The 13,735-nt window shown below is 43.7% G+C and carries 10 protein-coding genes, 1 tRNA gene and 1 pseudogene; 8 read left to right on the forward strand and 4 right to left on the reverse strand.

Translation table 11 applies throughout. The features are described from left to right. Nucleotides 1–10 precede the first annotated feature (10 nt). Nucleotides 11–847: a 5-dehydro-4-deoxy-D-glucuronate isomerase gene (gene kduI / locus WC5_RS19385; protein WP_000383242.1), complete on the reverse strand. Its 837-nt coding sequence runs from the start codon at nt 845–847 to the stop codon at nt 11–13. A gap of 284 nt (nt 848–1,131) precedes the next feature. Further along, entirely contained in the window at nt 1,132–2,313 is a 1,182-nt protein-coding gene (locus WC5_RS19380) for an acetyl-CoA C-acetyltransferase (protein ID WP_000656049.1), read from the reverse strand. A gap of 256 nt (nt 2,314–2,569) precedes the next feature. Between WC5_RS19380 and WC5_RS19375 the strand changes: the two genes are divergently transcribed. From WC5_RS19375 to WC5_RS0121750, 5 genes and pseudogenes are all read left to right on the forward strand, one after another. Next, entirely contained in the window at nt 2,570–3,799 is a 1,230-nt protein-coding gene (locus WC5_RS19375) for an amino acid permease (protein ID WP_000036850.1), read from the forward strand. Between the two features lie 458 nt (nt 3,800–4,257). Further along, nucleotides 4,258–4,890 (forward strand): helix-turn-helix transcriptional regulator, encoded by a 633-nt coding sequence (locus tag WC5_RS19370; protein ID WP_010354900.1) that lies wholly within the window; start codon nt 4,258–4,260, stop codon nt 4,888–4,890. Between the two features lie 334 nt (nt 4,891–5,224). After that, the gene (locus WC5_RS19365; protein ID WP_016231412.1) at nt 5,225–6,040 is read left to right on the forward strand and encodes a winged helix-turn-helix domain-containing protein; all 816 of its coding nucleotides are present in this window, start codon (nt 5,225–5,227) and stop codon (nt 6,038–6,040) included. Continuing rightward, entirely contained in the window at nt 6,027–6,509 is a 483-nt protein-coding gene (locus WC5_RS19360; protein WP_000199214.1) for a YqeJ family protein, read from the forward strand. Before WC5_RS19365 ends, WC5_RS19360 begins: the two co-directional genes overlap by 14 nt. 642 nt (nt 6,510–7,151) lie before the next feature. Continuing rightward, nucleotides 7,152–8,557: pseudogene (locus WC5_RS0121750) on the forward strand (winged helix-turn-helix domain-containing protein). A gap of 182 nt (nt 8,558–8,739) precedes the next feature. Here WC5_RS0121750 and WC5_RS19355 read toward each other — a convergent pair. Continuing rightward, nucleotides 8,740–8,813: transfer RNA gene (locus tag WC5_RS19355), tRNA-Gly, on the reverse strand. Nucleotides 8,814–8,891: 78 nt separating this feature from the next. Then, complete coding sequence (gene actS / locus WC5_RS19350; protein WP_010349361.1) at nt 8,892–9,647, reverse strand: amidase activator ActS; 756 nt, start codon at nt 9,645–9,647, stop codon at nt 8,892–8,894. Between the two features lie 389 nt (nt 9,648–10,036). Between actS and xdhA the strand changes: the two genes are divergently transcribed. Genes xdhA through xdhC form a run of 3 tightly spaced genes read left to right on the forward strand, consistent with a single transcriptional unit; the run spans nt 10,037 to nt 13,699 of the window. Then, entirely contained in the window at nt 10,037–12,334 is a 2,298-nt protein-coding gene (xdhA, locus tag WC5_RS19345) for a xanthine dehydrogenase molybdenum-binding subunit XdhA (protein WP_000388091.1), read from the forward strand. Between the two features lie 10 nt (nt 12,335–12,344). After that, entirely contained in the window at nt 12,345–13,223 is an 879-nt protein-coding gene (gene xdhB, locus WC5_RS19340) for a xanthine dehydrogenase FAD-binding subunit XdhB (RefSeq protein WP_000459213.1), read from the forward strand. Further along, a complete protein-coding gene (gene xdhC / locus WC5_RS19335; RefSeq protein ID WP_001016616.1) occupies nt 13,220–13,699 on the forward strand; it encodes a xanthine dehydrogenase iron sulfur-binding subunit XdhC in 480 nt (159 codons plus the stop codon). Before xdhB ends, xdhC begins: the two co-directional genes overlap by 4 nt. The last annotated feature ends 36 nt before the right edge of the window (nt 13,700–13,735 follow it).

Below are 13,735 nucleotides of genomic sequence, written 5' to 3' on the forward strand. Positions count from 1 at the left end.
ATATCCGCGACTAGCGCAGATCTTTAATGGCAACGTGGTCCATATCATCAAAGACCTGGTTTTCACCGACCATGCCCCAGATAAAGGTATAAGCCCTGGTTCCTACACCTGAATGGATAGACCAGCTTGGGGAAATCACCGCCTGTTCGTTATGCATCACAATGTGACGCGTTTCTTGCGGTTGCCCCATCATGTGGAAAACGCAGGCGTCATCGTCCATGTTGAAATAGAAGTAAACTTCCATCCGGCGCTCGTGGGTGTGGCACGGCATGGTATTCCACAGGTTTCCCGGTGCCAGTTCCGTTAGCCCCATACTCAACTGGCAGGTTTCCAGCACATCCGGCACAAAGTATTTGTTAATCGTGCGGCGGTTACTGGTGAGATTATCGCCCAGCGTAACCGGAGACACTTCAGACGGCGTGACTTTTTTGGTGGGATACGTCGTGTGAGCAGGTGCGCAGTTGTAATAAAACTTCGCCGGAGTGGCGCTATCAATGCTGGCAAAAACAACTTCTTTTGCACCTTTACCAACATAGAGGGCGTCGCGGTGACCGATTTCATAACATTGGCCATCGACGGTAATCGTACCGGTTCCGCCAATATTGATAACGCCCAGCTCACGACGCTCAAGAAAGTAGCTCACGCCCAGTTGTTTTCCTACTTCCCCGCCAACGGAAACCGTTTTTGCTACCGGCATAATGCCGCCAACAATAATACGGTCAATGTGGCTGTAAACCATGGTGTACTCATCCGCGACGAATACCTTTTCAACCAAAAATTCATTGCGCAGCCCTTGGGTATCCAGCGTTTTCGCGTGCGCACTGTGGATGCTCTGTCTTACGTCCACATCAACCTCCGATAATCATTGAAGTGTGAAATTAGAACGATTATGAAACATCGTTTCGTTTTTCTATTGAAGGATGATAAGCCCGTGATGTGCTCTTTTCAATTAAAAATAAAACATTGTTTCATTTTTAAGAAGGCGATTGTGAAAAGTGTAGTGTCGATCACGAATAAGCCGGGGAAAGGAAAAAGTCAGGTTCTATATGGGATATGCATAGACGTGCCAGCCATCATTATAAAGCAGCTTGATGGCGGTAGAGGTTTAACTGATAAGGAAGAAATACAGATCTAATCGTCACGCTCAATAGTTAACGCCACCCCCTGACCACCACCAATACAGAGTGTAGCCAATCCTTTACGAGCGTTGCGTTTCACCATTTCATGAACCAAAGAAACCAAAATGCGGCAACCAGAGGCGCCAATCGGATGACCCAATGCAATCGCGCCGCCATTGACATTGACCCGGCGTTCATCCCATTCAAGCATCTTGCCAACAGAAAGCGCCTGCGCGGCAAATGCTTCATTAGCCTCAATAAGATCAACATCAGCCAGCTGCCAGCCTACACGCTCCAGGCAACGGCGAGTCGCATACACAGGAGCAATACCCATCAGTGCAGGATCAACACCAACGCTGGCAAAGGCGCGAATACGTGCCAGCACGGGTAAATTCAACGCATGTGCTTTGGCTTCGCTCATCATCATTACCGCAGCTGCGCCATCATTGATGGATGAGGCATTTCCTGCGGTAACAGAACCGTGACTATCAAATGACGGATTTAAACTAGCCAGCCCTTCGGCACTGGCATCAGTACGCGGCTGCTCATCGGTATCAACAATCAGTAACTGCCCGTTACTTTGCGTTCTGACCGGGACGATCTCATCTTTGAATCGTCCGGCATCAATGGCCGCTCGCGCTTTCTGTTGTGAGCTAAGTGCGTAGGCATCTTGTAACTGACGACTGATACCATATTCGCGCGCCAGATTTTCGGCAGTGACACCAATATGGTAATCATTGAATGCATCCCACAAGCCATCATGCACCAGGCTATCAACCAATTGGCTATCGCCAAGCTGTGCTCCGGTGCGGCTATCAGTCAAAACATGTGGCGCACGACTCATATTTTCCTGACCACCGGCAATAACAATATCAGCCTCGCCACACTGGATCGCCTGAGTAGCAAGATGCAAAGCTTTTAGCCCGGAACCACAAACATCATTAATGGTTATTGCCGAAACGCTGTTGGGAAGACCACCTTTAATGGCAGATTGCCGTGCTGGATTCTGCCCTGCCCCGGCAGTCAGAACCTGTCCAAGAATCACTTCATCCACCGCATGTGCAGCAACGCCGGTGCGCTCTAATAATGCTTTCACGACCAGACTGCCTAATTCTACCGCAGAATGACCAGCCAACGCGCCACGAAAGCAGCCGATAGGTGTTCGTAACGCACCGACAATCACAACATCTTTCATCACAACCTCGCACCAATTAACAGCGCAATAGTAAATGATTGTTAATTTCAATTATCCAAAATGTTTAAAAAAAGTGATTTTTATCACAAAGGAAATTTACCGTAAGAAGGGGCGATGATATCTGACTGGCACGCAAGGTTTGCATCTACTAACACACCAATCCAGAGGTTGATATAGCGTTAATCTCCCATGTCCGGCCTGGTTTATGGTAAATTGCCCTCCATTTTGTTTAATTTGTAGATGATACGTTCAAATAATGTCTAAAATTTGGTCAAAAGAAGAAACTCTCTGGAGCTTCGCACTCTACGGCACAGCCGTTGGCGCAGGCACGCTCTTCCTTCCTATTCAATTAGGTTCAGCAGGAGCGGTGGTCCTGTTTATTACTGCACTGGTCGCCTGGCCTTTAACATATTGGCCACATAAGGCCTTGTGCCAGTTCATCCTTTCTTCAAAAACATCGGCAGGCGAAGGGATCACTGGCGCGGTAACTCACTACTATGGCAAGAAGATCGGTAATCTGATTACCACTCTGTACTTCATTGCCTTTTTTGTCGTTGTACTGATATACGCAGTGGCAATCACCAACTCACTCACTGAACAGCTGGCGAAGCATATGGTCATTGATCTACGCATCCGTATGCTGGTGAGTCTTGGCGTTGTGTTAATCCTGAATCTTATTTTTCTGATGGGGCGTCATGCCACAATTCGGGTAATGGGATTTTTGGTTTTCCCGCTGATTGCTTACTTCTTATTTCTTTCCATCTACCTGGTCGGTAGCTGGCAGCCTTCTTTATTAACAACCCAGGTAGAGTTCAATCAGAATACCCTTCACCAGATATGGATATCGATTCCCGTGATGGTTTTCGCCTTTAGCCATACTCCGATTATTTCTACGTTTGCCATCGACAGACGAGAAAAATACGGCGAACACGCTATGGATAAATGCAAAAAAATTATGAAGGTCGCTTATCTCATCATCTGTGTGAGCGTGCTGTTCTTCGTGTTTAGCTGCCTGTTATCAATTCCACCTTCATATATTGAGGCAGCCAAAGAGGAAGGCGTCACCATTTTATCGGCACTGTCTATGCTGCCAAATTCCCCTGCATGGTTGTCAATTTCCGGGATTATAGTCGCGGTAGTTGCAATGTCTAAATCATTTTTAGGCACCTACTTTGGCGTTATTGAAGGTGCGACGGAATTAGTCAAAACCACGTTACAGCAGGCGGGCGTTAAAAAAAGCCGTGCATTTAACCGCGCGCTGTCAATTATGTTGGTATCGTTGATTACTTTCATCGTTTGCTGCATCAACCCTAACGCAATTTCGATGATTTACGCGATCAGTGGTCCGCTCATTGCCATGATTCTTTTTATCATGCCAACACTGTCTACGTATCTCATTCCAGCCCTTAAACCCTGGCGCTCCATCGGAAATCTAATTACGTTGATCGTGGGTATCCTGTGCGTGTCGGTAATGTTCTTTAGTTAATCGCTGATGAGAATGGTTCAAAATAGTCATTATTTTGAACCATTCCAGTTCTTACAATGCCTCTCCACCATTAATCACCCTCCTGACTATCTATAGCATAAACAAACAATATCAAGCTGTTATCCTCAGTAAAAATCTGAACATCTTAAATAAGACTATTTAAGATGCGTCACTTAGATTTACACGATATCGTCTGGTTATTCGAAAACAATTTGCAGTATAGATATTCCTAATGCATTAAGCATTTATCTGATTTGCGATAAGCCAAACATGGTTAAATGAGTGAAATCAAGCCATATTTAAAACTTAATGATGCATTCTTAAATATCTTATTGAGAATAATATCAAATACAGATTAAACGCAAATTCCAATTAAAAGCTTATTAAATCAGGGTGTATTGACATCATCAATAACCAATGAAATTATGCGATTATCTATGAATAGGGAGGTTATTAACATGAGACTTTGTAGTAGATATAAAAGTCTTACATGCAATAGTTGCTCAATGCATTGCCAAATAATGCCAGAAAAGTCACCGCGCTTGCAGTATTGTGCAAACGCCTGTTTTTGTATGTGGCCCGAAGATAGTTCGTATTTTAATCGTGGCGTGGTTGAAGGCATATTAAGTAAAAATCACAATGCTCGATTAAGCGGATACATTTTTGTGGATTTTTCAGTAAGTTTTTTACGTCTTTTCCTGGATAAAGACTGGATTGAGTATCTTGCAAGTACGGAAATGGGAATTGTGTTGATAAGCGACAGGAATATGCAATCTCTTGCTAATTACTGGAGAAAACACAACCCCGCAATATCAGCCATTATATATAATGATGATGGACTGGATGTTGCTAACGAGAAGATCAGGCAGTTGTTTATTGGTCGTTACCTGTCATTTACCAGAGGCAATACGTTGACTCAAATGGAGTTCACCATAATGGGGCATATGGTATCTGGTTATAATCCATATCAAATTGCAGACACTCTCGACATGGATATCCGTAGCATCTACGCCTACAAGCAAAGAATTGAAAAAAGGATGGGTGGTAAAATAAACGAATTATTTATACGTTCAAACTCAGTTCAGCATTGAAACGTAACTATCCACAATAATAATTATTGTATATACGGGCATTTATAATAATGCCCGTGTTTTATACGATGAGCTTCAAGTCCGCTTGTTAATTTTTAGTTTAATCATGTGAATTTTGTGTGCTATTTCAAAAATTCATGAGAGAAAAAACCATAAAAGTAGACGTTATAACCGTTAAATTTGTTAACACACATGGTTATTTACGTTGCATTAATATATTGCAATTATAATTGTCATAATGAATATAAAATTAATATATATTTATTAGATGAATACTAATATACTTACCAAACTATCTCATTTGAATTTTCTTGATGCTGTGTTTTATTGACCTATGTACTGGATTATTAACAATAATATTGAGTTCTGGCCGGAACACAAGAAATTAATTTCGGTACATGACGCCGAGTTGAACGTTGTTCTGACAACGCCCGCAAGCAGGTGTTTATCGTTGCTACTCGAAGCTTTTCCAGATGTGGTCGCCCAGCAGGACTTTTTCTCCAGAGTCTGGGAAGAAGAAGGTATGCGTGTACCGGTCAACACGTTATACCAAAACATATCGATTATCAGGCGTGGGTTTCGCGCGGTTGGTGATACGACCCATTCGCTTATTGCAACCGTGACGAGAAAAGGGTTCAAACTCAATAACGATATCAACATAGAAAATCATACCCCCCTCTCTTCAATAGATGTTCAAAAGCACAACTCTCCCCTCAGTTTGAACGTTACAGATGAGGTTAAAGAGATAAATTCTGCTCCAGATAATCATGTCAGGAACATACTCCGGCACTCTAAATTTTATTTACTCATGTTAAGTGCATTTGGTGTGGGGTTGCTTACCGCATTTTTACTATGGAATAATAATCAACCCAAACCATTCTTTAGAGATTACAGGACTGTTGCAGAAATAAATGGTTGTCATTTTAATGTAACAGAAGATAGCATTAATGGCCTGAAAGATTTTGATAAATATAAAAAGCATATATTAGCGTCAGGAATTGACTGCAAGAAATATCCATGGCTATATTTCCCTCTGGCCAGATCGTTTCCGGGCTTGATTGTTATGGCCTGCAAAAAAAGCTATAGAAATAACGAAGTTGCAGGTTGTTTAACTTTGTCTTATCGTGGGATTAATCGTGACTCGTTATAAAAAAGCCCTGATACTTATTTTATGTTTTATTAGCGGATTTGTTCTTTTTATTACCTATCATTATTCTAAACAGCAAATCGCATACAATGAAAAATGTACAGCTAACTGGGTTATTTTTAATGACCAGGGACAAGCCAATCTTACTCTTGACTTTATGTATAATAAAAACAAAAAGACAGGTATAGTTGCACTCAGCGGTACATGGAAACAAAACACAAAGGCTTATAAAGCAATTCGACGTGATATTGAATATACATGGACTGAAAATTATAATACGTTGCATCTCACCTCCAACAAAATAAATAAGTTCGATATTATTGATCAAGTTGAAGATAATAAACTCGCACTACTCCTTCCTGACTTCTATGTCTTTTCAGGAAAAATGATAAGCTATAATATACAAACACAGGGTAATCGCGGTTTTCTTTTTAACATTAGTAACAGAGCGATTATGTACTGTGCAAGGTAACCCTGACACGGTCGAAATAAAAATATTAAAAATAACACATGCAATATTTCTATAATTTTTTATAACCATACATATCTATATAGCAACCTTCCACTCCCTAAAAACATCAGCAATATATTCCCCTTCTCTCAGTATGACACTCACTCTTCAAATTAACACCTTGCCGGTATTAATTTGAAGGAAATATTACCAGTGAGAATACTCCATTGTAAAATTGTGATATATATGATGGTGAAAAAAACAAACAAATATTTTTCATATCTGGCATATCAAAAGCAATAATAAACTGACAGGGAAAGATATCGTTACTATAACGTTCACAAACAAGGTTAGAACTCGATATATAGCTGTTACCTGACTATGTTTTCTTATCTTAAATCAAAATCAGCACTCAGTTAAGGAATGATAGCCGCGTCAGTTTATCATTGCCTTTCAATTAGTTACGTAGAAACATGATTAAAAAGCATTAATTAAGGACATTTCAGGTTACATTCGAAAAAATCCTCTATAAATTAATGCAAACAGTCATGGAATTTTATATATACAAAATCATATACAGTTTAATAAAACATATATGAATATCAGTTATATCTATTACTCATTCAGGACGTAAATAACCATAAACTTTACAGGGGTTAGCTAATGGATTTAGAAATTAAGTTTTCATATCATTTTCCTGATGGAATAATTCTTACAGAAGATGGTATTCTTACAAAAGGGAATGAGCAATCTTACATACCTCCGAAAGAGCTTGGCGTATTATTTGTATTGCTTGAATCATCTGGCAATGTTGTATCAAAAGATATGATCATCGAGTCCGTGTGGAAAAATGTCATTGTAAGTGACGAGTCCCTTACACGGTGTATATATTCATTAAGATGTATTTTTGAACGCATCGGTTATACCCGCTGTATAGAAACCATATACAGGAAAGGCTATCGATTCAGTGGGCAAGTTTTCAAAATAAAAGGGAACCAAAATAATGAAGAAGGAAGTACGGTTGCTTTATTTCCATTTACAACGTCTCACAGTCATCATGATCCATTAACACTAAATCAGAATCTTGTACAACTTATCTCAAACCAAAAAAATGATGACCTTTATATATACCCACTGGCATCAACCCAATATTGTATAGATAATAAATCTCAAACAGCTTTTCTGGCCAGATTCAAACCAGATTATTTTATAACCGGAAGAATCAGCCAACATGGAACATCAAATAGTTTATATGTTGAGGTGATCGATGCAAAAAGTTTTTATCTTGTTGCCAGCACACATCTGCAAGCGGATGATATACAAAAAGTATCACAATTTATAATAAGTAACTTGTATCTGGCTATGAAGAAGCCTAAAGCTGCACAGGGCTTGATTAATCAACGCGATTCTTTTAATGACCATATTTTATCAAAAGAAATGTCTAACGGAAAAAACGCGCTAAATGAGTTCACGCCTGAAAGTATTGTCAAAGCAATAACGATATTTGAACACCTGAAAAAAAACACAATATTCCGTCTCTAATAAATGAGTGTCATTTCCTGTTGGCTGAATGCTATATATCCCTGGCTCTTCATGGTATGAATGAGCACAAAGATGCAACTCAAAAAGCATTCGCATTTATAGATAAGGTGTCAGATAAAACTATTTGTGATGGAAAGATTTCAGGAATCATGGGATTGATAACTGGTCTTTCCGGACAAGCAACGACATCACGTATTTTTTTTGAACATGCGCAGACACAAATATTAGATATCGCCGCCTTATACTATTATCGTGCACTGGTAAATATATATAACGATAAAATTGAGGATGCAATTGCTTGTATAGACCAGGCACTGTTACTTGAACCTGATATGCATAAAGCTGTGGTAATAAAAAAATGCATTAATGCATATATTTCTGCAACACAGAATAAAAAATGCACACACGTTTATCAAGGAACAGAGAAAGAATGCTATTTAGTTATTATTAATAACATCCAAAAATTAAAGCAATTATCAAAAACTAATAATAATATCGATTTTAATAGTCAATGTGCAGTAGCGTGAGTCGTGATAATTCTCGACTGGTATAACGAATGCAAACTCGTTTATGACTGCTAATGTCGAGGAGCACACAAGCTCTACTTATTTTTGATTGTTGTTATTTGATTCAGCCATACTTGATGTAAGCACATTAAAAGAATGGAAAGTTTCGATAAAAAAAGAAAAATAAATGAGGATATAAAAACTGGAGCGGGCGAAGGGAATCGAACCCTCGTATAGAGCTTGGGAAGCTCTCGTTCTACCATTGAACTACGCCCGCTTTGAGATGCGTAAGGCATTATAAACCTTACGCTCTTCTTAGCAAGTGCCTTGCTACTGACTGCTGATTAATTCACCATCAGCACTTTGGTTTACTGCCCTGTGGCGGCAAGTAGCGCAAAGGATCAATCGCCGTAGCACGGTAACGAATCTGGAAATGTAACCGCACAGATTCAGCATCCGTACTGCCCATCGTCGCTATCTTTTGCCCAGCCTTAACATTTTGCCCATTGTTTACCAGCATCGTGTCGTTATGAGCGTAAGCAGTGATGTAATCTTCACTGTGTTTAATCATGATGAGATTACCGTAGCCACGTAATTGGTTACCGACATACACCACCTTACCGGCGCCGGCTGCATATATTGGCGTCCCGCGCGCTGCAGCAATATCAATCCCTTTATTACCACCATCAGCCATTGAGTAAGGCATGATAACTTTTCCACTCGTTGGCCATAACCAGCAACGTTGTCCGACGGGCGGCCATGAAGATTTCGGAACCACTGGCGGTGGAGTGACTGACGCTGTTTTCGTCGTTGATTTGGCTGTATATTTTCTCGAGCTGCGGTTACTTTTTGCCCCACCAAGCTTCAACTTTTGACCAACTTCGATGGTATAGGGTGGAGAAATGCCGTTGAGTCGGGCAAGTTCTTTTACGCTTGTTCCCGTGGTGCGTGAAATACGATAAAGCGTATCCCCCCGTTTCACGGTGTAAACGGAGCCGGAATACGTTCCTGTGTCTGATGATTTGCTACCAGAACAGCCCGCCAGAAGCAGCCCTGCCGATAACAGCATCACGATACCCAGCGTTTTTTTATTCGGGCGTCCTGCGCTCAAAATCTTTCCTCGCTCAAAAAACAAGACGCTATATCATAGCAGCCACCTGTCAGATACCCAATCCATTGCTCAGAAAATGGATGTACAAATCAAGAATTGTGAATGAATCCATTAGGATAGCGATCCCCTATTTGCACATCATCATAACGCAAAAGAAGGCATCCTGACTGTCGCCTAATATTCATTTATCACAATGATTTTTATCACACTCATATTGATACACAGCCCTCTCTTTCTTTGCTGATAAAAACGCATCATCCCTGGCGTTTTATTAACAACATCACACTTCCCTCCTCCCCCCATGCTTATAGTCGTTTCTGGCGTAATTCTTGCCTGCAAAGACTAAATCATTGCCATAAGAACCAAATGTTCAAATCAAGGGGATTTCTATGGAAGCGCGGGAAGCAACCGCTACAGGTGAATCATGTATGCGCGTAGATGCCATTGCTAAGGTTACCGGGCGGGCACGATATACTGATGATTATGTTATGGCGGGCATGTGTTACGCAAAATATGTACGTAGCCCTATCGCACATGGTTATGCCGTAAATATTGACGATGAAAAAGCCAGAAGCCTGCCGGGCGTACTGGCGATTTTTACCTGGGAAGATGTACCGGATATCCCATTCGCTACGGCAGGACATGCATGGACACTTGACGTAAATAAACGCGATACCGCCGATCGCGCACTGTTAACCCGCCATGTTCGTCATCATGGTGATGCCGTTGCCATCGTCGTGGCTCGCGATGAGCTCACGGCAGAAAAAGCGGCGCAACTAGTCAGCATTGAGTGGCAAGAATTACCCGTTATCACCACACCAGAAGCGGCACTGGCAGAAGACGCAGCACCAATCCATAACGGCGGCAATTTACTTAAACAAAGCATGATGTCGACGGGCAATGTCCAGCAAACAATCGATGCGGCAGATTACAAGATCGAGGGGCATTATCAAACACCGGTCATTCAGCATTGCCATATGGAAAGTGTGACCTCACTGGCATGGATGGAGGATGACTCGCGAATTACCATCGTCTCCAGTACGCAGATCCCACATATTGTTCGCCGCGTTGTCGGTCAGGCGCTGGATATTCCCTGGTCATGTGTTCGAGTCATCAAACCGTTTGTCGGCGGCGGTTTTGGTAATAAACAGGATGTGCTGGAAGAGCCTATGGCGGCCTTCCTGACCAGCAAGCTCGGGGGCATTCCGGTGAAAGTTTCCCTTAGCCGTGAAGAGTGTTTTCTCGCAACCCGAACCCGCCACGCCTTTACCATTGATGGGCAAATGGGCGTGAACCGTGATGGTACGTTGAAAGGTTATAGTCTGGATGTTCTGTCCAACACCGGCGCTTATGCCTCCCACGGTCACTCCATCGCTTCCGCAGGCGGTAACAAAGTCGCTTACCTTTATCCTCGTTGTGCTTATGCCTACAGTTCAAAGACCTGCTATACCAATCTGCCCTCGGCAGGCGCGATGCGTGGTTATGGCGCACCGCAAGTCGTTTTTGCTGTCGAATCAATGCTGGATGACGCCGCTACCGCGTTAGAACTAGACCCAGTAGAAATTCGTTTACGTAATGCTGCTCGAGAAGGCGATGCAAATCCGCTCACGGGCAAACGTATTTACAGCGCAGGATTACCAGAGTGTCTTGAAAAAGGGCGGAAAATCTTTGAATGGGAAAAACGCCGTGCAGAGTGCCGGAACCAGCAAGGCAATTTGCGGCGAGGCGTTGGCGTTGCCTGTTTTAGCTACACCTCTAACACCTGGCCTGTCGGGGTGGAAATCGCGGGCGCACGCCTGTTGATGAATCAGGATGGAACCATCAACGTGCAAAGCGGCGCTACAGAAATCGGTCAGGGTGCCGACACCGTGTTCTCACAAATGGTGGCAGAAACCGTGGGTGTCCCAGTCAGCGATGTCCGCGTAATTTCGACACAAGACACCGATATTACACCATTCGACCCCGGCGCGTTTGCATCACGTCAGAGCTACGTTGCCGCGCCAGCGTTGCGCAGTGCGGCGCTGCTGCTGAAAGAGAAAATCATCGCTCACGCCGCAGTCATGCTACATCAGTCAGCGATGAATCTGACCCTGATAAAAGGCCAAATCGTGCTGGTTGAAAGACCGGAAGAGTCGTTGTTGTCATTAAAAGATCTGGCAATGGATGCGTTTTATCATCCCGAGCGTGGCGGACAGCTTTCTGCAGAAAGTTCTATCAAAACTACCACTAACCCACCGGCGTTTGGCTGCACCTTTGTTGACCTTACAGTCGATATTGCGCTGTGCAAAGTCACTATCAACCGCATCCTCAACGTTCATGATTCGGGGCATATTCTTAATCCGCTACTGGCAGAAGGCCAGGTACACGGCGGGATGGGAATGGGCATTGGCTGGGCGCTATTTGAAGAGATGATCATCGACGCGAAAAGCGGCGTGGTACGTAACCCAAATCTGCTGGATTACAAAATGCCGACCATGCCGGATCTGCCACAACTGGAAAGTGCGTTTGTCGAAATCAATGAACCGCAATCCGCATACGGACATAAGTCACTGGGTGAGCCACCAATCATTCCTGTTGCCGCTGCTATTCGTAACGCGGTGAAGATGGCTACCGGTGTTGCAATCAATACACTGCCACTGACGCCAAAACGGTTATACGAAGAGTTCCATCTGGCAGGATTGATTTGAGGATAACATCATGTTTGATTTTGCTTCTTACCATCGCGCGACCACCATTGCCGATGCCATCAACCTGCTGACCCACAATCCGCAGGCAAAACTGCTCGCCGGTGGCACTGACGTACTGATTCAGCTCCATCATCACAATGACCGTTATCGCCATATTGTTGATATTCACAATCTGGCGGAGCTTCGGGGAATTACGCAGGAGGAAAATGGCGCGCTACGAATCGGCTCCGCGACGACATTTACTCAGCTCATTGAAGATCCGTTAACCCAGCATCATCTTCCGGCGTTATGTGCTGCGGCTTCGTCAATTGCCGGACCGCAGATCCGTAATGTCGCTACCTACGGTGGAAATATTTGCAACGGTGCCACCAGCGCAGACTCCGCCACACCAACGCTGATTTATGACGCGAAGCTGGAGATCCACTCACCGCGTGGAGTTCGTTTCGTCCCGATTAATGGCTTTCACACAGGGCCAGGCAAAGTCTCTCTTGAGCATGACGAAATTCTTGTCGCCTTTCATTTTCCGCCACAACCGAAAGAACATGCTGGTAGCGCGCATTTTAAATATGCCATGCGCGACGCAATGGATATTTCAACGATTGGCTGCGCCGCGTATTGTCGGCTGGATAATGGAAGTTTCAGTGAATTACGCCTGGCATTTGGTGTTGCCGCTCCAACGCCGATTCGCTGCCAACACGCCGAACAGGCTGCACAAAACGCGCCACTGAACCTGCAAACGCTGGAAGCCATCAGCGAGTCTGTCCTGCAAGACGTCGCCCCGCGTTCCTCATGGCGTGCGAGTAAAGAGTTTCGTCTGCATCTTATCCAGACGATGACCAAAAAAGTCATTAGCGAAGCCGTCGCTGCGGCAGGGGGAAAACTGCAATGAACCACAGCGAAACAATTACCATTGAATGCGTCATTAACGGAATGCCTTTTCAGCTCCGCGCCGCGCCAGGTATGCCGCTTTCAGAGCTACTCCGTGAACAAGGATTACTTAGCGTCAAACAAGGATGCTGCGTTGGAGAATGCGGCGCGTGTACTGTGCTGGTTGATGGCACCGCGATAGATAGCTGCTTATACCTTGCTTCCTGGGCTGAAGGAAAAGAGATACGCACGCTGGAAGGCGAAGCAAAAGGCGGCAAACTTTCTCATGTACAACAGGCTTATGCGAAATCAGGCGCGGTACAGTGTGGCTTTTGTACGCCCGGGTTGATTATGGCCACTACGGCAATGCTGGCAAAACCACGCGAGAAACCATTAACTATTACGGAAATTCGTCGCGGCCTGGCGGGAAATCTTTGTCGCTGCACCGGTTATCAGATGATTGTGAATACAGTGCTGGACTGCGAGGAAACGAAGTAAAACGAAATCCGGCCTGAATGCAGGCCGGATTTACTG

It is taken from the genome of Escherichia sp. KTE114 (assembly GCF_000407765.1).
Lineage (GTDB): Bacteria > Pseudomonadota > Gammaproteobacteria > Enterobacterales > Enterobacteriaceae > Escherichia > Escherichia ruysiae.

Coding starts and splice junctions, on each gene's coding strand:
- WC5_RS19380 (WP_000656049.1), bottom strand. CDS start 2,313: ATGAAAGATGTTGTGATTGTCGGTGCGTTACGAACACCTATCGGCTGC.
- WC5_RS19375 (WP_000036850.1), top strand. CDS start 2,570: ATGTCTAAAATTTGGTCAAAAGAAGAAACTCTCTGGAGCTTCGCACTC.
- WC5_RS19370 (WP_010354900.1), top strand. CDS start 4,258: ATGAGACTTTGTAGTAGATATAAAAGTCTTACATGCAATAGTTGCTCA.
- WC5_RS19365 (WP_016231412.1), top strand. CDS start 5,225: ATGTACTGGATTATTAACAATAATATTGAGTTCTGGCCGGAACACAAG.
- xdhA (WP_000388091.1), top strand. CDS start 10,037: ATGGAAGCGCGGGAAGCAACCGCTACAGGTGAATCATGTATGCGCGTA.
- xdhB (WP_000459213.1), top strand. CDS start 12,345: ATGTTTGATTTTGCTTCTTACCATCGCGCGACCACCATTGCCGATGCC.
- xdhC (WP_001016616.1), top strand. CDS start 13,220: ATGAACCACAGCGAAACAATTACCATTGAATGCGTCATTAACGGAATG.